Below are 20,426 nucleotides of genomic sequence, written 5' to 3'. Positions count from 1 at the left end.
TTGGATTAAATTCGGAAAAAAGCCCATGAGAAATTTAAAACCCGGCGACAGGGTGCCTGATTTACAGGTTCAGACCTTGCAAGGCGAATTTGTGCTTGCCAATCGATCGCCGGAACATTTTACCATGTTGCTGTTCTATCGCGGTATTCACTGCCCATTGTGTAAAACCCAGGTGGAAAAACTTGAATTACGTCTCGAAGATTTCAATGATTTGGGGGTAGAGGTGCTTTGTCTTAGTGTGAATTCTCAAAAACAGGCAGAACAGACATTTGAAGAATGGGAGCTGGAGGAGATCAATTTGGGCTACGAGGTAAGTTTGGAGACCGGTAGGGAATGGGGTTTATTCATTTCTGAAGCGGTCAAAGAATCAGAGCCAGAACATTTTTTCGAACCGGCCTTGTTCTTGGTGAGAGCAGATGGGACCTTATATTCGGCACACATCCAATCCATTCCTTTTGTACGACCAGATTTTGACCGACTCCTTCGAGCGATCAAATTTATCATCAAAGAAGAATATCCCGCCAAGGGAAAATCATAAAAAAAGCCGGAATGTATTTTCCGGCTTTTGAATTATTTGAACATGTCAAGACCCGGAATGTCTGGCATTCCATCTTTCGCAGCGGCTGCAACTTCTCTTTCGTTGATTTCCGAAGCGCGGCTCAGTGCCTTATTCAGCGTCAGGATGAGGTAATCTTCGAGCTGCTCCTTATCATCCATCAGCTCATCTGCCACGTTGATGCTTTTAATTTCGCGGTTGGCGTTCACGGTTACCTTCAGCAGTCCGTCACTGGAAGATTCGTCGATCATCACCGTTTTCATACGTTCTTTTGTAGCTTCAACTTTTTCCTGGGCTTCCTTGATTTTGTTCATCATGCCCATCATATCTCCAAACATAATTTTCAGTTTAAAATTGAAAGATCAAATTTACTAAATTAGGAGTTTAAACCAGTCAATATGAAAAGACTATTAGGTATTCTATTAGGATGCGTTACATTTGCAAACGCTCAAAACGATAATAATTTGAAAACAGAGAACATGGTACCGCCAATTGCCAAGAAAGAAGCCAAAAAACTGGAAAAGCACGGCGATGTACGAATCGATAATTATTTCTGGATGAACCAGCGTGAAAACCCTGAGGTGACCGCTTATCTCAATGCTGAAAACGCTTATAATGATAAGATGACGGCGCACACCAAAGATTTTCAGGAAAAGCTTTTTGAGGAAATGAAGTCGCGCATCAAGGAAGATGACGAATCGGTGCCTTATAAACTGAATGGATACTGGTATATCACGCGTTTTGAAAAAGGCTATGACTATCCCGTGTATTCGCGAAAAAAGAGCAGTTTAGATGCTTCGGAAGAAGTAATGTTCAATGTGAATGACATGGCCAAAGGCTATGACTATTATAGTTTGGGTGGGCTTAACGTGAGTATGGACAACAAACTGGTCGCTTTCGGGACCGATACCTTAAGCCGAAGAAAATATACCATCAGGATTAAAAACCTGGAAACCGGCGAGATCTATTCCGAAGAAATTAAAAATACCACGGGAAGTTCTACCTGGGCGAATGATAATAAAACGCTGTTTTATACAAAGAAAGATCCGCAAACGCTGAGGTCTTACCGAATTTACAAACATATTCTCGGAACAGATCCTTCAGAAGACCAGTTGGTTTATGAGGAAAATGACGATACTTTCAATACTTACGTTTATAAATCAAAATCACGCCAGTACATCATCATTGGTTCTCACAGTACGCTGACTACCGAATACCGATTCCTGGATGCCGATAGACCAGAAGAGCAATTCCAGGTTTTTCAGCCTCGTGAACTCGGACTGGAATACAGTATTTCCCATTACGGAGATCATTTTTACGTGGTGACCAATAAGGATAAAGCCACGAATTTTAAGCTGATGAAGACCCCGGTAACGGCAACCAGCCAGGAGAACTGGGAAAATGTCATTCCGCATCGCGATGATTACCTGCTGGAAGACATCGATATTTTCAAAGATTATCTGGTGGTGAGCGAGCGACATAACGGTTTGAACACCATACGAATCATTGCCTGGGATGGCAGCAAGGATGCCTACATTCCCTTCGGTAGTGAGACCTACACAGCCTACACTTCCATAAACCCCGATTTTGATACCGATATTTTACGTTATTCCTATAACAGTTTGACCACGCCAACTCAGGTTGTAGATTATAATATGAATACCGGCGAAAAGACCGTGCTGAAAGAGCAGGAGGTCCTCGGCGGAAAATTCGATAAGGAAAACTATACTTCGGAAAGGATTTGGGCGACTGCGGAAGACGGTACAAAAATCCCTGTTTCGCTGGTTTATAGGAAAGGAATAAAAAAAGATGGAAGCAATCCCTTACTGCAATATGCTTATGGGTCTTATGGTTCAACGATTGATCCGTATTTCTCTACCGTGCGACTCAGCCTGCTCGATCGTGGTTTCATTTATGCCATCGCCCACATCCGCGGAGGGGAATATTTGGGCCGACAGTGGTACGAGAACGGAAAACTATTTACCAAAAAGAATACCTTTACCGATTTTATTGATGTTTCCAAGTATCTGATCTATCAAAATTATACTTCCAGCGATCATTTATACGCGATGGGCGGTTCTGCCGGCGGACTTCTTATGGGCGCTGTCGTAAACATGGCTCCGCAGCTCTATAATGGCGTGATTGCAGCCGTGCCATTTGTAGATGTGGTGACCACGATGCTTGATGACAGCATTCCGCTTACCACCGGGGAATATGATGAGTGGGGAAACCCGAATAACAAAGAATATTACGAGTATATGAAATCCTATTCTCCTTATGACAATGTCGTGGCACAGGATTACCCGAATATGCTCGTGACTACCGGTCTTCACGATTCCCAGGTGCAATACTGGGAACCGGCAAAATGGGTGGCAAAATTGAGAGAATTCAAGACTGATGATCACGTATTATTGCTGCATACCAATATGGATGCTGGCCACGGCGGTGCTTCCGGAAGGTTTGAAAGCCTGAAAGAAGTGGCTGAAGAATACGCCTTCCTGCTCGATTTGGAAGGCATCAGCGAGTAATTCAAAAATTTACCTTAAATTTGAAGCGCTGTTGAAACAGAAAGTTTCAGGCACCACCTTAAAATAGAAACCTCGATTTATGAAAGAAGACTTGAAGGTTTATGACAACGTGTTGCAGCTAGTAGGTAACACGCCGTTGATACATCTGAATAAGATAACTGAAGGTTTTAAAGGGCAGTTTTCCGCAAAGGTCGAAGCATTTAATCCCGGCCATTCCAGCAAAGACAGGATCGCACTGTACATCATTGAAGAAGCTGAAAAAAAAGGCATCCTCAAACCCGGTGATACCATTATCGAAACCACTTCCGGAAATACCGGTTTTAGTATCGCGATGGTAAGCATCATCAAAGGTTACGATTGCATTCTGGCGGTGAGCTCGAAATCTTCCAAAGACAAAATCGATATGCTGAGAACGATGGGCGCCAAGGTATATGTGTGCCCTGCCAATGTTCCGGCAGATGATGAAAGATCGTATTACCAGGTAGCCAAAAGGCTGCATGAGGAGATCAAAGGTTCGGTGTATATCAACCAGTACTTTAACCAGCTGAATATCGATGCTCATTTTAATTCTACCGGTCCGGAGATCTGGAACCAAACAGAAGGGCAGATCACGCATCTGGTGGCTTGTAGTGGTACCGGAGGGACGATTTCCGGAACTGCAAGATTTCTGAAGGCTAAAAATCCGGAGGTGAAAATTATCGGTATCGATGCTTTTGGTTCTGTGTTGAAAAAATATCACGAAACCCGCGAATTCGACGAGGAGGAGATCTATCCTTATCGTATTGAAGGGCTGGGTAAGAACCTGATTCCTACAGCAACTGATTTTGATGTGATCGATAAATTCATCAAAGTAACCGATGAAGATGCGGCCCATACCGCTCGTGAATTGGCCAGAACCGAAGGGATGTTCGCCGGTTATACCAGCGGAGCTGCGATGCAGGGACTGAAACAACTGAATGAAGAAGGAGAATTTGATGAGAATTCTAAAGTGGTGGTGATCTTCCCGGATCACGGTTCACGTTATATGAGCAAGATCTATTCTGATGACTGGATGAATGAGCAGGGATTTTTCGATACACAAACCGAATCTGCTACACATACTATTGAAGTAATCAAATAGTCAACAAATATTAACACTTATTAACAAAAGCATTCTATATTTTGTAGGATGCTTTTGTTTTTAGTAGCTTGCCATGTTTAAAAAATTACTTTGTGGAATTGGGCCGATTTTCAGTACTTTTGCGCCCGACCAAAAAGATGATCTATGAAGGATTTATTTGATAAAATATATAAGGACAAAGGGCCATTAGGAAAGTGGGCTGAGCAGGCAGAAGGTTACTTCGTTTTTCCAAAGCTGGAAGGACCTATTTCTAACCGAATGAAGTTTAGAGGTAAAGATGTGATCACCTGGAGTGTGAACGATTACCTGGGACTTGCCAACCACCCTGAAGTTCGTAAAGTAGATGCTGAAGCCGCTGCCGAATATGGTTCAGCGTATCCCATGGGGGCGAGGATGATGAGTGGTCACACCACCCTTCACGAGCGCCTGCAGGATGAACTGGCTTCTTTCGTACACAAGCAAGCAGCCTATTTATTGAATTTCGGTTACCAGGGAATGGTTTCTACCATTGATGCACTGGTTTCCAAGCAGGACGTGATCGTTTACGATGTAGATGCTCATGCCTGTATCATTGATGGTGTGCGCCTGCACTTAGGACAACGATTTACCTACAAGCACAACGATATGGAGAGTATCGAGAAAAACCTCCAGCGTGCTACCAAAATTGCAGAACAGACCGGCGGCGGAATTCTTCTTATTTCTGAAGGAGTTTTCGGGATGCGCGGTGAGCAGGGTAAACTAAAGGAAATTGTTGAACTGAAGAAAAAATATAAATTCAGATTGTTCGTGGACGATGCCCATGGTTTCGGAACACTTGGAAAAACAGGTGCCGGAGCAGGAGAGGAGCAGGGCGTTCAGGATGAAATTGATGTATATTTTGCCACGTTTGCCAAATCTATGGCGAGTACCGGTGCTTTTATTGCCGGGGACAAGGAAATCATCGATTACCTAAAATACAATCTGCGTTCACAGATGTTCGCAAAATCACTACAAATGCAGTTGGTAGTTGGTGCATTGAAGCGTCTGGAAATGCTTCGCACGATGCCGGAACTGAAGAATAAACTTTGGGAAAACGTCAACGCTTTGCAAAACGGATTGAAAGATCGCGGTTTCGATATTGGAACAACCCAAAGCTGTGTGACCCCTGTTTATCTGAAAGGAAGTATTCCTGAAGCGATGGCACTTGTAAAGGACCTTCGTGAAAACCACGGAATATTCTGCTCGATCGTGGTGTACCCGGTAATTCCGAAGGGACTGATTCTTCTGAGATTAATCCCAACCGCCAGCCATACGCTGGAAGACGTAGAAATCACGCTGGACGCATTTTCTGCGATCCGTGAGCGATTGGAGAATGGGACTTACAAAAGACTTTCTGCTTCAGTAAGTGCGGCGATGGCCAATAAATCTTAAAAGTAGATCTGATATAAAATAAAAGCCGGCAATTTGCCGGCTTTTTTAGTGATTAGATTGGATGGAATCGGTCTAAATGCCTCCATCATTTTCGCCATCCCCATCATCTTCACGTTCCCGGCTCATTTTTTCAGAACGTGCCTTGCGTTGATTTCCTTCATTGGAATCCTCCAGGAACTCGTCCACTTCATGCAGGTCCACGCGCCAGGAGATCCCGGCGGCTAACTGCCACCTGGAAGGGGTATTTTTAAAATTGATCAGCCCGGAGACATCCACCTGGAAATTCGTTCCGAAGAGATATGCCGCACCACCTCTCAAAATATCATCGGCATACACATCACTATTGATTCCCTGGTATTCCCCGAAAATGGCAAATTGGGGAGTAATGGCGTGGGTGACCGTAGCGATCCCGATCAGCGAACGATATTCTTCGGAAAGTCGGTCGCCAATAAGGTTCAGTACCAGAACGGTTCTTCCCCAGTTGTTCTGGGTGATAATGGCCGCTTTAGGAGTATATTTTCCTTCTCCCGGGTACAGATATGGATTATCACCGAAAGCAAAATTTGCCCCAGCATAGACCGAAATGGCCGGAATTAAAGTTCTCCATTTAAAGCGCTGGTTAGCTTTCCAGCTGTATAAATTCGGTTTTTCCTCGGGAAGGCTCACATTAGGGTCATACACCAGGTATTTCAGGCCAAGCGTATTGGAACGAAAATTCCGAATATTCCGTTCTTCCACCGTTCCTAGAAAATTATAAGTCTGGTCCTGGTTTTCAAAAGCACCAGTAAGGTTGATCTCGAGGCGCTCCATCAGCAAACCATAGCGCAACTGGTAATCAATTCCCCAAATATCATGAGAATACCCAAGGCCAGAATGCTCGTCGTTTCCCATGTAGGCACCGGTTTCCAGCTGGATCACATTGTTTCCCACGGCAAAAGCACCCTGGGATTGTCCGGGCCGGTTGGAGTTGATGGTTTCAGTATACTGAGCCTGAGTGGTCAAGCCGGCAAATACGAAGAAAGCCAGGCTGGTCAGGCGGTTTTTAAGGCTCATAGAATGGCGTGTTTCTCTCAAAGATAGAAGTTTTATTATAATTTTAATTTGCATTAGGCCCTATTCTGAAGGCTTCTTTTTATTTTTGTGAAAAGCTTAAAAATGTTAGCAGCATCGTTAACCGGAGTATTGAAAACGGTTCTCATCATTCTCCTAGTATACTTCGGTCTCAAAATAATCTTTCGCTATTTCGGCCCGCTTATTCTGAAATATTTTATGCGGAAAATGGGCAGAAAGTTTGAACAGCAATTCAATCAACAATTCGGTGGAGGTTTTCAAAATCAACAAGCCCAGCAAAAGGGAAAAGTGAGCATCGATAAAAAACCGAAAAACGACAGAACTTCTGACAAAAAAGTAGGGGAATATATCGATTACGAAGAAATTGATTAATTTCGGATTTTGACTCGGCAAACTGCCGGTCATGCGCGTTTGTACCTAAAAAATCCGCTTTAATGGATCAATTTAAAAAGTTTTTGCCTCACCTGCTGGTTCTAGCGGGATTTGTAATCCTCTCTTTGTTTTATTTCAGCCCTGTCCTTCAGGGAAAACAGATTTTCCAGAGCGATATCGTTCAGTATATCGGAATGTCCAAACAACAGAATGATTTCCGGGAACAAACCGGCGAGGAAACCTACTGGACAGATGCTGCATTTGGAGGTATGCCAACCTTTCAGCTGGGGGCAAAATTTCCGCATAATTATGTGAAAAGTCTGGATCTGGCTCTGAGGTTTTTACCCCGTCCAGCCGACTATCTTTTTCTATATTTTATAGGCTTTTACATCCTGTTGCTTTGTATGAGGCTGAACTGGAAACTCGCTTTCCTGGGTTCGCTGGCTTTCGGTTTCTCAACTTATCTAATCATCATTCTTGGGGTGGGACACAATGCCAAGGCCCATGCCATTGCCTACATGCCACTGGTGTTGGCAGGGATCATTGCGGTTTTCAGAAATCGGAATATCTGGAGCTTTTTGCTGCTAACGGTGGCCATGGCCCTGGAAATCCAGGCAAACCACTTTCAAATGACCTATTATTTACTACTGCTGGTAGTGATATTGGGAATCGCTTATCTGGTTGATGCATTCAGGAAAGGTATGATTCCGAATTTCTTTAAATCTATAGGAGTAATGGTTGTTGCTGTCGTGATCGCAATCGCTGCAAACGCCACATTATTGCTTTCTACTCAGGAATATACCGCTCACAGTACCCGGGGAAAGACAGGTTTGACTATTAATCCTGACGGGACTACCAAGGAAGCTTCCGGTCTTAGTTTTGATTATATTACGCAATATAGCTACGGAATTTGGGAATCTTTCGATTTGTTTATCCCGCGATTTATGGGTGGCGGAAATTCCGAAAATGTAGGAACAGATTCGAATATCTATAATGCGATTATTAAAATGGGAGCATCTCCGGCGCAGGCAACCGATTTTGCCAAAAACGCGCCGCTTTACTGGGGAGATCAGCCAATTGTGGCGGCACCGGCCTATATTGGAGCTTCCGTAATTTTCTTATTCATATTTGCCCTTTTCCTGGTTCGCGGCAGGTTGAAATGGTGGATTGTTGGAGCCAGTATATTAGCCCTGATGCTCAGCTGGGGAAAAAATTTCTCTTTTCTTACCGAATTTTTTATCGAATATGTGCCACTTTACAACAAATTCCGGGCGATCTCTTCTATCCAGGTGATCATCGAATTATGTGTGCCGCTCATGGCAATTTTCGGATTGTCAAGACTTTTTTCTGAAAAACTTCAGAAGGAGGAAAAACTGGACGCTTTAAAGTGGACGGGGATCATTACCGGGGGAATATTATTGCTATTCCTTTTGTTCAAATCCATATTATTTGATTTTGCAGGTGCCAGCGATAGCTACTACCGGGAGAATTTCGGGCTTGATTTTATGAGGGCTCTGAAAGATGATCGGAAAGCGGTTTTTACCAATGATATCCTCAGAAGTCTCTTACTTGTAGGATTTGCCGTGGCCGGTATTTGGGCCTATTTGAATAATAAGCTGAAAAAAGACTTTTTAATAGCCGGTTTTGCCATCCTGTTCCTCGCAGATTTGCTTCCGGTAGATTTTCGATATGTTAATAAGGAAGATTTTGTCAATGCGCGAGTGATGAATCAACCTTACCAGCAAACTCAGGCCGACGCCCAGATTTTACAGGACAATTCACATTATCGCGTCTTTGATGTGAGTGGTGATCCTTTCAATTCGGGTAGAGCCTCTTATTTCCACAATGCCTTAGGCGGCTATCACGCTGCTAAGCCCGGGCGTATGCAGGATATCTACGATTTCTATATTTCCCAGAACGATATGGATATTCTGAATATGTTAAATGTAAAATATTTCATCATTCCTACGCAGGACGGAGCACCGCAGGCTCAGCAAAACCCGGAAGCTTTTGGAAATGCCTGGCTGGTGAACAAGATCCAGTGGGTGCCAGATGCCAACACGGCTATCCAGTCATTAAAGGAAACCGATCTTCAGAAGGTGGCAGTGGTAGAAAGTGATTTTAAACCAGAGGTTTCAGAAAATTTTTCAAAGGAAAATACTGCCAGCATTCAGCTCGAAACATATCAGCCAGATCATTTAACCTACCGTTTCCAGGCCGATAGTCCGCAATTTGCTGTTTTTTCGGAAACCTATTACCAGCCGGGGTGGAATGCTTATATCGATGGAAATCCAGCGTCTCATGTTCGGGTTGATTATCTTCTGCGAGGAATGAATATTCCAGCCGGAGATCATACTATTGAATTTAAATTTGAGCCCGCGGTGATCCAAACTGGTGGGACCATCACCATGATCAGTGCTATTTTAATAGGTTTGATTTTATTGGGCGGAATAGGTCTTAAACTGAAAAAGCGCAGGTAAATTTCGATGAAGAAGGTTCTCATTATAGCGTATTACTGGCCGCCTGCGGGTGGTCCAGGTGTTCAAAGATGGCTGAAATTCGTCAAATATCTCAGAGATTTTAATGTGGAACCTGTTTTGTATATCCCGGAGAATCCCTCTTACCCAATTAGAGACGAAGACCTGGTGCAGGAAGTACCGGACGATATCCAGATACTGAAAAAGCCTATTTTCGAACCCTATTCTTTGGCAGGTATCTTCGGAAGAAGAGAAACTCAAACGATTAGTTCCGGGATTATTGAGGACTCCCGAAAACAAAGCTTGCTTCAGAAAATCCTGTTGTTTATCAGGGGGAATTTCTTTATTCCCGATGCCAGGAAATTCTGGGTACGTCCTTCCGTGAAATTTCTGAAACAGGAGCTCGAAAAGCGAGCGTTTGATACGATAATTACCACCGGGCCGCCACACAGCCTTCATCTAATCGGTTTAGAACTGAAGAAAGATACAGGTATCAGGTGGATTGCTGATTTTCGTGATCCCTGGACGCAGATAGGTTATCATGAAAAAATGAAGTTAGCAGCATCGTCTCGAAAGAAACATGAAAAACTGGAAAAAAAGGTTTTGAATGCTGCTGATGATATTCTGGTGACGAGTTACACGACCCGGGAAGAATTTGAGTCAAAAACCAATCGACCAGTACATTTGATTACGAATGGTTTTGATACGGAAATTGAGCAGCAAAATACCGAACATTCAGAATTCTGGATCTCGCATATCGGTTCTTTACTGGCCGGGCGTAACCCTGAAAATCTCTGGCTGGCACTTTCGGAGCTGCTTAATGAAAATGAAGATTTCAGGAAGAAATTTCGTTTAAAACTGGCTGGAAGGATCAGTGATTCGGTATTGGAAAGTATTCAAGCAGCCGGACTTCAGGAGTTCCTGGAAAACAAAGGTTATATCAGTCATTCAGAAGCCTTAAAACTGCAGCGGCAGAGTTCCGTTTTGTTGCTGCTGGAGATCAATTCTGAAGAAACAAAGGGAATCATCCCCGGGAAAGTTTTCGAATATCTTTCAGCCAATAAACCTATACTGGCTGTGGGGCCAGCAAACTGGGATGCGGAGCAGATATTGAAGAAAACTTTAGCCGGAAGCTTTTTTCAATATCATGAGAAAAAAGCTATTAAAACGTATATTTTAAGCTGTTTCCGAGGAGAAGTCCTGCAACCGGATAGGACTGAAATTCAGCAATATCACCGCCGGAATTTAACATATAAACTTAGTGAAGTGATCAGGAAATAATGGGAATTGTAATCAACCAGTCGTTCAAGAATATGGTGACGACCTATCTCGGCTTCGGGATTGGGGCGATCAATACGCTTTTCCTATTCACCTATTTCCTGGACCGGGAACATTACGGACTGGTTAGTTATTTGCTTTCTGCTTCTAATTTGATCTGGCCCTTTATGGTTTTTGGGGTACACAGCACGCTGATCAAGTTTTTCAGTTCATATAAAACCAGGGGAGAACAGGATCGTTTACTAAATCTTATCGTAATTACACCAGCGATCGTTGGACTGGTTTTGGGTGCGATGGCGGCTTTGTTTTACCAACATTTACTGGCTTATTTTGAAGGTGAAAATGACCTGGTAAAACCTTATGTCTGGCTAATTTTTCTCATCGCTTTTGCCACGGCCTATTTTGAAGTTTTCTTTTCCTGGTCTAAAATTTATTACAAAAGTGTTTTTGGGAACACGATGAAAGAAGTTTTCCACCGGTTGGTAATAAGTCTACTGCTTTTTGCCTATTACTGGCAGTGGATCAGTATCAGTTTTTTTATTTACGGGGTGGCTGCAACCTATGTTTTCCGGATGCTGGTCATGGCCTTGTATGCTTTTTCTCTTCACCGGCCCAATTTTTCCTTTCAACTTCCGAAGAATTTATCCCCGGTTTTAAAATATTCGGCACTTATCCTGTTAGCATCTTCGGTTGCGACCGTTTTACTGGACCTGGATAAAGTCATGATCGAACACTACCTCCCGATCGAAAATGTCGCGATCTACGGAATCGCTGTGTATATCGCCACCGTAATCTCTGTTCCACAAAAGGCGATGCACCAGATCACTAACCCGATGACGGCCGAAATGCTCAATAAAAAAGATCGGAAAGGCCTTAGCGAATTGTATCACAAAAGTTCTCTGAATTTGTTCATCGTAAGCGGGATCATTTTTATTTGGATCATCACCAACGTGCAGGATCTTTATGAACTGATTCCCGATGAATACAGTATTAGCATCCTGGTGGTCTTGACGATTTCCCTGGTCAAACTTTCTGATAATTTACTAGGCAACAATAATAGTATCCTTTTTAATAGCGATTATTATCGAATAACATTGGCTGTTGGAGTAGTACTTGTTTTTGTTGCATTTTTAATGAATGTGTTACTGATCCCTGAATTTGGAATTGAAGGTGCTGCCTTGGCAAGTTTCATAGCCTTCGGGGTCTACAATATTTCGAAGCTCTTTATAGTGTACAGCAAATTCGCAATAACGCCATTTTCCCCGGGAACCGGTAAGGTTCTGTTACTCATTAGCATTTTCAGTATCGCATTTTATTTTCTGAATCTGCCTTTTCATCCTGTGCTGAATATATCGATTAAGGTGGCGATAGCCGGGTTGATGTATGCCTTACTGATTTATTTTTTAAAGATTTCAGCTGAAGTAAACGCGGTAATCGATCGCTTTACCCGAAGACCATAAAAGAGAAAACCCCATCCGCTTCAAAGCTTCAGGGGTTTTCCAACTAACCAACCAAAAAATTAAATTATGAACTATCTCACAATTATTTATTATTCATATTCCGTGCCGAAATGAAATTTTCAGCAAAAATTTTAACCATTAGATCGGCCTCTGGAAGAACCGGAACGACCTGATCTTGAGGGAGTGCCTGAAGTGCTTTTTTGCTGTGTAGAACGTTGAACTTGTTGGGTTCTACCAGAACTTCTGCTGGCACGGCTCTGAGTTCTGTTTGCAGAGCTTTGTTGTGTTCTTTGACGTTGCACATTGCCTTTCCTTTCAGGTGTTCTTGTAGCTCTTTGAACTTTATTTGTGGAACGCGTTCTGGATTGCGTTTGTGTATTTCTCTGTGCTGGACTACGGCGTGCTTCCGTAGTTCTCTTCGGCGAAGCTGATGCTTCTCGGGAACGAATTACTTTTCTTTCATTCCTGGTTGCTTCGGAACTGCTTCTACCTCGAGAATTCGTACTTCTTTCGGCGCTGCCACTGTAAACCTTGGAATCGCTTCTTCTGTTTGCCTGTGTAGACCGTGATTGCTGATTTCTTCCAGTATAACTATCATTTCGACCTCTGTTCACTGTGGTGTTCCCTGAACGAGTATTCTGATACACATTTCTATCAGCCACGCGAGAACGTGATTTCTGAGTAGTGTAATTAGACCTGTTAGCTGGACGAACCGATCTTTTGGTCGCCACGCGATCTCCATAATGATAGGTCTTCACCTTTTGGGCAGGACGATAGAAACTTCTTCTTCCAGGATGACCTGCATAATAGTTGTTGTAGATCGTGGTGTACTGCGCATAGCTTACACGCCTCGGCTGATAGTAAGCACGGTATGGGCGATTAAAAACAATGCTCACATTCACGCTTGGTCTACGGTAATAGTCATGCCATGGTCTGTAAACATATCGTCGGTTGTAGCGATTGATATAACCTGAATAATGGGTGAAATGTTGATGCGAATTGTAGTGAATGATCAAATTTCCAACCGTGGCAAGCATTCCGAAGTTATTATAATTCATAACCACATTTCCAGCCTGCACGATACGGCCATAATAATCGTAATAAATTGGAACATCTTCCACCTGGATCACGGCTCCATAATCGTCATACTGAATGAATGGGTCGTAGTTATATCCTGAGTTATAACTGATGTTCATATTTGGCGTGTTAATGCTTACTGAAGAACCTCTCCTAAAAGCCGGATTGTAATAGAAGTCAAATTCACCGTTTGGATAAACAGCAAATTCTACTCCGCCTTCGACGAAAATGAACGAGTCGTTATAATTAGTATTGAGTCTGGTGGCTTGGTTAGAATTTTCGGATGCTGTTACAGACCATCCTGATACCAGGACGGTGAGTAGTAGTAGAGTCAGATTTTTCATGATGACTTCGTATTAAATTTAAGAACGTTTTCACAGTTCTAAATACAAAGCACATGCCAAAATCTGGAAACCTCCTGATTCCACCCTGATTCAAACCTTTTGAAACTTATTAAAGTTTTGGTTTTAAGTAAGTTGCCGTATATGATTTTTTATTTTTGACGATTTCTTCAGGGGTACCTTCCGCCACCAGGTAACCGCCCTTCTCGCCGCCTTCAGGCCCAAGATCGATCACGTAATCGGCACATTTCACCAAATCCATATTATGTTCGATGACGATCACACTATGACCTTTAGCGATCAGCGCGTTGAAAGATTTCAGCAGTTTTTTGATGTCGTGAAAATGCAATCCTGTGGTTGGTTCGTCAAAAATGAACAGTGCTTTTTCTTTAGTGGTACCTTTCACCAGGAAGGAAGCCAGTTTGATCCTTTGCGCTTCACCCCCGGAAAGGGTCGAAGAACTTTGACCCAATTGCACATACCCAAGCCCTACATCTTTCAAAGGTTTCAGTTTTTTTACAATTTTCTTCTGGTCGTGATCTTCAAAAAACTGCGTGGCGTCATCAATGGTCATATTTAATATATCGTCGATGTTCTTATCATGGAAAGTAACTTCTAAAACTTCCTTTTTGAAACGCTTTCCGTTGCAGGTCTCGCATTCCAGGTGCACGTCTGCCATGAACTGCATTTCGATCGTCACTTCCCCTTCGCCTTTACAGGTTTCACACCTTCCGCCGTCCACATTGAAAGAAAAATGCTTTGCCTTAAAACCTCTCAGTTTAGCCAGGCGCTGATCTGCGAAAAGATTCCTGATATCGTCATAGGCCTTAATGTAGGTCACCGGGTTGGAACGAGACGAACGGCCAATTGGATTCTGGTCCACGAACTCTACTGTTCCAAGGTTCTTGAAGTTTCCTTCGATACCGGAGAACTGCCCGGCTTTTTCTCCATAACCTCCCAATTCCTTCTGAATAGCGGGGTAAAGAATTTTTTTGACCAGCGTACTCTTTCCGCTGCCTGAGACTCCGGTGATCGCGGTAAAAACCCCTAATGGAATTTCAACATCGATATTTTTCAGATTGTTTTCGCGAGCTCCCAGGATTTTAATCTGATTTTTGCTCTGGCGTCTTTTCTCTGGAACTTCAATTTGTAGTTTTCCGTTCAGGTAACCGGCCGTAAGAGAATCAGATTTTAAGATTTCCTGGAGTGTTCCGGTCGCCACCACATCTCCACCATTGGTTCCCGCTTCCGGGCCAATATCAATAATTTCATCTGCAGCATTCATGATTTCCTCATCATGCTCCACCACCACTACCGTATTTCCGAGATCGCGAAGATGCTGTAAGACACCAATCAGTCTTTCCGAATCTCGCGGATGCAGCCCGATGGAAGGTTCATCCAGAATATACATGGAACCAACAAGGCTGCTTCCCAGTGAAGTTGCCAGATTGATACGTTGCGATTCTCCTCCTGAAAGCGTATTTGATTTTCGATTTAAGGTAAGGTAATCAAGGCCAACATTGGATAAAAATTCCAATCGGTTCCTGATTTCTGTAAGCAAACGTTTTGCAATTTTGGTGTCATGTTCGTTCAATTCCAGTTCACTGAAAAATGCCCGAACTTTATCTAGTGGCTTTTCTACAAGATCAGTAATACTGGCACCATTGATCTTTACATATTGTGCTTCCGGCCGAAGTCTTTTTCCTTTACAAACCGAACAGCGAGTCTTTCCGCGATACCTCGAAAGCATGACGCGATTTTGGATCTTATAGGCTTTGCTTTCCAGGAATTCGAAGAATTCAGTGATTCCTTCAAAATATTCATTCCCGTTCCATACCAGATCCTTCTGTGCATCGGTCAACTCAAACCAGGGTTTGTGAATGGGGAAGTCGAATTTATGCGAATTTTTAACCAGTTGATCACGATACCAGCTCATACTATCACCGCGCCAGGGAAAAATAGCATTTTCATAGATTGAGAGTCCGGTATTTGGAATAACCAGGTCTTCATCAATCCCGATCACATCGCCATAACCCTCGCATCGCGGGCAGGCTCCATAGGGATTATTAAAACTGAATAGGTGAACATTTGGCTCTATGAAGCTCATCCCGTCCAGCTCAAACTTATTGCTGAAATGCCTTTTAGAAGAATCGGCTAATCTTTCAATGAAAAGTTCGCCTTTTCCTTCAAAGAATGCGGCTTCCACGGCATCAGCCAAACGGTTATAAAAATCTTCTTCATCTTTTTTTACAATCCGGTCGACTACCAGGAAGGTATTTTCAGGATCAGCGTGTTCCAGATCGGCCTCATCTATTCGAAGTACCTCCTCTTTAACTTTCACCCGGCTATAGCCCTGTTTGGCGAGTATCTCGATCTTTTTCTTTAACGACCTACCTTCTTCCACATGAATAGGAGCCAGCAGCAGCATTTTCTCACGCTCGGGAAAAGTTCTTACGTATTCCACCACATCGGTAACCGTGTCTTTTTTTACCTCATTTCCTGAAATAGGAGAGTAGGTCCTGCCAATCCTGGCAAAAAGCAATTTGAGATAGTCATAAATTTCGGTAGAAGTTCCCACGGTAGATCGCGGGTTCGTGGAATTTACCTTTTGCTCGATAGCGATCGCGGGAGCTATTCCCTTGATGTAATCCACCTTCGGCTTATCCAGTCGTCCCAAAAATTGCCTTGCATACGAGCTCAGACTTTCCACATAGCGGCGCTGACCTTCCGCATAAAGCGTATCAAAAGCCAGGCTTGATTTTCCAGAACCTGAAAGGCCGGTAATCACCACCAATTTATTTCGTGGAATGATCGCATTGATATTTTTAAGATTGTGCAGCTTGGCACCTTTAATGATGATATTCTTTTTGGGGTCTACATTCTTTACGTCTACTGTCATGTTCTGCTTTCTGCTAAAAGCGCAAAGTTACTCAATATGAGACAGGAAAGAAAGGAGAGAAAAACTTATTGAAATGTTAAATAATTAAGGTTTTATTTGTATTTCTAGATTTTACTTTGCTATATTTGGAACACTTAACCGAAAATCCGCAGCGCCTATAAAGCACAGTTACTTTTTAAAAACTAAATAACCTAAACCCGCAGGAAAGCTATTTCCTGATTTTTAAAGTAACTGTTATGGATAACACGAAGATCTCTGACTCTTTTCTTGTCTCGCAATATATCCACGGAGATGAGAATGCACTGGCCGCCCTTATTAACCGTCACCAACATCGTATTTACAGCTTTATTTTTTCCAAAGTTTTCGATAAAGATATCGCCGAAGATATTTTTCAGGATACCTTCATCAAGGTCATTCGCACGCTGAAACGTGGCAAATATAATGAGGAAGGGAAATTTTTACCCTGGGTGATGCGCATTGCTCATAACCTGGTCATCGATCATTTCAGAAAGAACAAAAGAATGCCCAAGTTTGATAACAGTGGGGATTTCAATATTTTCTCGGTGTTGAGCGATGATGATCTGAATGCGGAAAGACAACTGATCAAAGACCAGATCGAGAGCGATGTACAGGAACTGATCAAGGAACTGCCAGCAGATCAACTCGAAGTGCTGACCATGCGTATCTACAAAGACATGAGTTTTAAGGAAATTGCTGAAAGGACCGATGTGAGTATCAATACGGCTTTAGGACGTATGAGATATGCACTGATCAACCTTCGGAAGATCATTGAGAAAAGAAATTTGATTTTAACAAATTAATCTGACAATATTGGCCATCCTGTTGCGTTATTCTATAAACCCAACAATAAAAATTAGCAGATGGCAAAACTTTACTTTAAAAAATCTTCCAAAGAAGAAACCTCTTTTCACTCACAACCAAAAAAAGAGACGATCGAGTTTCTTTTGAATTATTCAAAGGCTCTGAGAATTACGGAACACAAGAAGATGCAGTTTGAAATGCTCTTGAATTAACAATAAAAAGACCTGTATTATTAGCCTACGGGTCTTTTTTTATTTTTTCTTCTTTTTGTCATATTCCTGAATAACGGTTTTTCTTCCTACCGTTTTAGTGATCACATCTTTTTCCAGATCCCAGCCACGGGCGGGAGAATATTGTCTTCCGTACCAAATTATCTGTAAATGTAGTTTGTTCCAAAGGTCTTTGGGAAATAAGCGTTTCGCATCTTTTTCAGTTTGAGCAACACTTTTCCCATTGCTTAGATTCCAGCGATACATAAGACGGTGAATATGGGTATCAACGGGAAATGCCGGAATATTGAAAGCCTGTGCCATGACTACGCTGGCAGTTTTGTGACCAACGGCAGGAAGTTCTTCCAGAGCTTCAAAACTGGCAGGAACCTCTCCGTTATATTTTTCAATAAGAATTTGTGATAAACCATGAATGCCTTTGGATTTCATGGGAGAAAGCCCCACCGGTTTGATGATGTCCCTGATCTCTTCCACGCTTAACTGAACCATTTTATAAGGATTATCAGCAATACGGAAAAGTTCCGGAGTGATCTGGTTTACTTTCACATCGGTACTCTGAGCCGAAAGTAAAACGGCTATCAACAAAGTGTAAGGATCTTTATGGTCTAGCGGAATAGGAATTTCCGGATAGATATTTTCAAGCGTATCAATAATGAACTGAACTTTTTCCTTTTTTGTCATAAAGCCTTATTTTAGGGCAAAAATAATGAATTATGACTACACTGAAAGAAGGAGACAAGGCACCTGATTTTCAATCAAAAGATCAGGATGGGAACGAGGTTCAGCTAAGCGATTATAAAGGGAAAAAGCTTGTATTGTTTTTTTATCCTAAAGCCAGTACTCCTGGCTGTACGGCCGAAGCCTGCAATTTGAATGAAAATCTGGATAAGCTTAAAGCTGGCGGATATGAAGTATTGGGAGTAAGTGCCGACTCTGCAAAAAGACAGCAAAATTTCCGTAATAAATATGATTTTCAGTACCCGTTACTGGCTGATGAAGAAAAGGAGGTTATCAATGCCTACGGTGTTTGGGGTCCAAAAAAGTTTATGGGAAAAGAATATGATGGGATTCATCGAACAACTTTTCTGATTGATGAAAATGGAACGATTGAAGAGGTGATCTCCAAGGTTAAAACCAAAGAACACACCGATCAGATTTTAAAATAATTGAGGTGTTTAAAAAGAAAAAGCGGGAGAATCCCGCTTTTTTATTTGAATCGTATCGACCGAATGGTAGCGATGGTATCACAATTTTGAATGTCCAGCTCTACAATAGTGTCTTTTGCTGAACCTGAAATATAATATTGATTACAAGGGGTAGCGTGCACGTCGCTTCGGTCAAAATTCACTTTCCCGGCATTCAGTATTCCTGAAATCACTGCAGTATCAATTTTATGTTCCTGCATAAATTTTTCTGAATTTTCAGAATACAGCCTGGTTTTAGATTCAATTTCAGCAAGGACACGTGCATTTGGACCGTAATCGCAGGATGCTCTTTTTCCGCCGAGAAAAAATATCAGGATGATGATTCCGAAGAAGAGCCCAACTCCGAAATATCCAAATCTTTGTAAAGTGGTCATTTTAAAATATCAAAAGGTTTATATCGCGATAGGAAAGATTGAACCAGTCTGCAATTGACTTATTGGTTAAAATTCCGTGGTAAAAATACAAACCATTCCGTAAACCACGATCAAATCTCAGCGTGTTTTCCAGGCCGCCTTCTTCAGCGATATGCAAAAGGTAAGGTGTGAAAATGTTGCTAATCGAGAGGGAAGAGGTACGCGCATATCGTGATGGGATATTTGGAACACCGTAGTGGATCACATTGTGCTTGGTGAAAATTGGTTTGTCATGCGAAGTCACTTCGCTGGTTTCCACGCAACCGCCCATGTCGATGCTCACGTCAATGACCACGGCACCCCGTTTCATGGTCCGGATCATATCCTCCGTGATCAGAACTGGAGAGCGATCTTTACCTCGAACTGCGCCAATAACAGCATCACAGCGTTTCAAGGCTTTCAGTAAATTTTTGGGTTGAATGGTGCTGGTATAGAATTTTTGCCCGATAGCAGACTGAATGTTCCGAAGTTTTGTAAGAGAACTATCAAAAACCTTTATGCTCGCGCCGAGGCCTAAAGCGGAGCGAGCAGCAAATTCTCCAACGGTCCCGGCGCCGAGAATGACCACCTCAATAGGAGGGACCCCGCTGATATTCCCAAACATTAATCCGTTACCTTCTGCATGATTGCTCATGATTTCGGAAGCAATCAAAACCGAAGCGGTTCCGGCAATTTCACTTAAAGCCCGAACAATAGGATAACTTCCGTCTTCATCCCGAATAAATTCAAATCCCAAAGCAGTAATTCTTTTAGTGGCAAGTTTCTGAAAATATTCCTTGCGCTGGGTTTTGATCTGTAGAGCGGATATCAGAATAGTTTGAGGATTAACGTACTCCAGCTCTTCCAGCGAAGGCGGTTCAATTTTTAAGATGATAGGGCAAGAAAATACTTTTTTGGTGTCTTTAGTGATCTCAGCACCAGCATCAGAATAATCTTTATCGCTGAAACGAGCCCATTTTCCGGCTTCAGATTCTATTAGCACTCGGTGACCGTGCGCAGTGATGGCGGCAACAGCGTCTGGGCTTAAACAAATTCGTTTTTCCTGGTAAGAGGTTTCTTTGGGAATACCAATGAACAGCTGGCCTTTACTTTTATAGATTTCCAGGGTCTCTTCCTGTGGAATCAATTGTTCTTTAGTAAAGGGGGAAATCTGCTTAGCCATATCTA

General features: G+C 42.6%; 18 protein-coding genes. 11 read left to right on the top strand and 7 right to left on the bottom strand.

Features of this window, described 5'->3' with window-relative positions; translation table 11 throughout:
- Positions 1 to 25 precede the first annotated feature (25 nt).
- Complete coding sequence (locus tag GRFL_RS17365; protein WP_083645797.1) at positions 26 to 538, top strand: redoxin domain-containing protein; 513 nt, start codon at positions 26 to 28, stop codon at positions 536 to 538.
- Positions 539 to 570: 32 nt separating this feature from the next.
- Here the strand turns inward: GRFL_RS17365 and GRFL_RS17360 are convergent, their stop codons facing one another.
- Positions 571 to 894, bottom strand: a complete 324-nt coding sequence (locus GRFL_RS17360; RefSeq protein WP_083645796.1) for a YbaB/EbfC family nucleoid-associated protein — start codon at positions 892 to 894, stop codon at positions 571 to 573.
- Between the two features lie 60 nt (positions 895 to 954).
- On the opposite strand from GRFL_RS17360, the gene GRFL_RS17355 reads away from it, so the two are divergent.
- The 3 genes from GRFL_RS17355 to capB all read left to right on the top strand — a co-directional run bounded on the left by GRFL_RS17355 (position 955) and on the right by capB (position 5,614).
- Positions 955 to 3,084, top strand: coding sequence for a S9 family peptidase (locus tag GRFL_RS17355; protein ID WP_083645795.1), 2,130 nt, complete (start codon positions 955 to 957; stop codon positions 3,082 to 3,084).
- 79 nt (positions 3,085 to 3,163) lie between these two features.
- Positions 3,164 to 4,204 (top strand): cysteate synthase, encoded by a 1,041-nt coding sequence (capA, locus tag GRFL_RS17350; protein ID WP_083645794.1) that lies wholly within the window; start codon positions 3,164 to 3,166, stop codon positions 4,202 to 4,204.
- Between the two features lie 144 nt (positions 4,205 to 4,348).
- The gene (gene capB / locus GRFL_RS17345; RefSeq protein ID WP_083645793.1) at positions 4,349 to 5,614 is read left to right on the top strand and encodes a cysteate-C-fatty acyltransferase; all 1,266 of its coding nucleotides are present in this window, start codon (positions 4,349 to 4,351) and stop codon (positions 5,612 to 5,614) included.
- Positions 5,615 to 5,686: 72 nt separating this feature from the next.
- On the opposite strand, the gene GRFL_RS17340 is transcribed toward capB, so the two are convergent.
- Positions 5,687 to 6,688: a transporter gene (locus GRFL_RS17340; RefSeq protein WP_236995834.1), complete on the bottom strand. Its 1,002-nt coding sequence runs from the start codon at positions 6,686 to 6,688 to the stop codon at positions 5,687 to 5,689.
- 81 nt (positions 6,689 to 6,769) lie between these two features.
- Here GRFL_RS17340 and GRFL_RS17335 point away from each other — a divergent pair, with 81 nt between their 5' ends.
- The 4 genes from GRFL_RS17335 (at position 6,770) to GRFL_RS17320 (ending at position 12,272) form a co-directional block, all read left to right on the top strand.
- Positions 6,770 to 7,057, top strand: a complete 288-nt coding sequence (locus GRFL_RS17335) for a DUF4834 family protein (protein ID WP_083645791.1) — start codon at positions 6,770 to 6,772, stop codon at positions 7,055 to 7,057.
- Between the two features lie 62 nt (positions 7,058 to 7,119).
- Positions 7,120 to 9,537 (top strand): YfhO family protein, encoded by a 2,418-nt coding sequence (locus GRFL_RS17330; protein WP_083645790.1) that lies wholly within the window; start codon positions 7,120 to 7,122, stop codon positions 9,535 to 9,537.
- Positions 9,538 to 9,543: 6 nt separating this feature from the next.
- Positions 9,544 to 10,815 carry a glycosyltransferase gene (locus GRFL_RS17325; RefSeq protein WP_083645789.1) on the top strand — a complete coding sequence of 424 codons (1,272 nt, stop codon included), beginning with the start codon at positions 9,544 to 9,546 and terminating at the stop codon, positions 10,813 to 10,815.
- The gene (locus GRFL_RS17320; RefSeq protein WP_083645788.1) at positions 10,815 to 12,272 is read left to right on the top strand and encodes a lipopolysaccharide biosynthesis protein; all 1,458 of its coding nucleotides are present in this window, start codon (positions 10,815 to 10,817) and stop codon (positions 12,270 to 12,272) included. Before GRFL_RS17325 ends, GRFL_RS17320 begins: the two co-directional genes overlap by 1 nt.
- A 131-nt stretch (positions 12,273 to 12,403) precedes the next feature.
- On the opposite strand, the gene GRFL_RS17315 is transcribed toward GRFL_RS17320, so the two are convergent.
- Positions 12,404 to 13,693, bottom strand: coding sequence for a hypothetical protein (locus GRFL_RS17315; RefSeq protein WP_083645787.1), 1,290 nt, complete (start codon positions 13,691 to 13,693; stop codon positions 12,404 to 12,406).
- A gap of 109 nt (positions 13,694 to 13,802) precedes the next feature.
- Positions 13,803 to 16,589 carry an excinuclease ABC subunit UvrA gene (gene uvrA, locus GRFL_RS17310; protein ID WP_083645786.1) on the bottom strand — a complete coding sequence of 929 codons (2,787 nt, stop codon included), beginning with the start codon at positions 16,587 to 16,589 and terminating at the stop codon, positions 13,803 to 13,805.
- A 236-nt stretch (positions 16,590 to 16,825) separates the two neighbouring features.
- On the opposite strand from uvrA, the gene GRFL_RS17305 reads away from it, so the two are divergent.
- Both GRFL_RS17305 and GRFL_RS18130 read left to right on the top strand, forming a co-directional pair.
- A complete protein-coding gene (locus tag GRFL_RS17305) occupies positions 16,826 to 17,410 on the top strand; it encodes an RNA polymerase sigma factor (protein ID WP_083645785.1) in 585 nt (194 codons plus the stop codon).
- 60 nt (positions 17,411 to 17,470) lie between these two features.
- The gene (locus GRFL_RS18130) at positions 17,471 to 17,623 is read left to right on the top strand and encodes a hypothetical protein (RefSeq protein WP_169833983.1); all 153 of its coding nucleotides are present in this window, start codon (positions 17,471 to 17,473) and stop codon (positions 17,621 to 17,623) included.
- 39 nt (positions 17,624 to 17,662) lie between these two features.
- Here the strand turns inward: GRFL_RS18130 and GRFL_RS17300 are convergent, their stop codons facing one another.
- Complete coding sequence (locus GRFL_RS17300; protein ID WP_083645784.1) at positions 17,663 to 18,322, bottom strand: endonuclease III domain-containing protein; 660 nt, start codon at positions 18,320 to 18,322, stop codon at positions 17,663 to 17,665.
- Between the two features lie 32 nt (positions 18,323 to 18,354).
- Between GRFL_RS17300 and bcp the strand changes: the two genes are divergently transcribed.
- Complete coding sequence (gene bcp / locus GRFL_RS17295; protein WP_083645783.1) at positions 18,355 to 18,807, top strand: thioredoxin-dependent thiol peroxidase; 453 nt, start codon at positions 18,355 to 18,357, stop codon at positions 18,805 to 18,807.
- A 41-nt stretch (positions 18,808 to 18,848) separates the two neighbouring features.
- Here bcp and GRFL_RS17290 read toward each other — a convergent pair whose 3' ends face one another.
- Positions 18,849 to 19,220, bottom strand: coding sequence for a DUF4258 domain-containing protein (locus GRFL_RS17290; protein WP_083645782.1), 372 nt, complete (start codon positions 19,218 to 19,220; stop codon positions 18,849 to 18,851).
- Position 19,221: 1 nt separating this feature from the next.
- Entirely contained in the window at positions 19,222 to 20,421 is a 1,200-nt protein-coding gene (locus GRFL_RS17285) for an alanine dehydrogenase (RefSeq protein ID WP_083645781.1), read from the bottom strand.
- Positions 20,422 to 20,426: the final 5 nt, after the last annotated feature.

Source organism: Christiangramia flava JLT2011 (assembly GCF_001951155.1).
Classification (GTDB): Bacteria; Bacteroidota; Bacteroidia; order Flavobacteriales; family Flavobacteriaceae; genus Christiangramia; species Christiangramia flava.
Note: the sequence above shows the minus strand (reverse complement) of the source record. Positions and strands in the feature narration are given on the sequence as shown.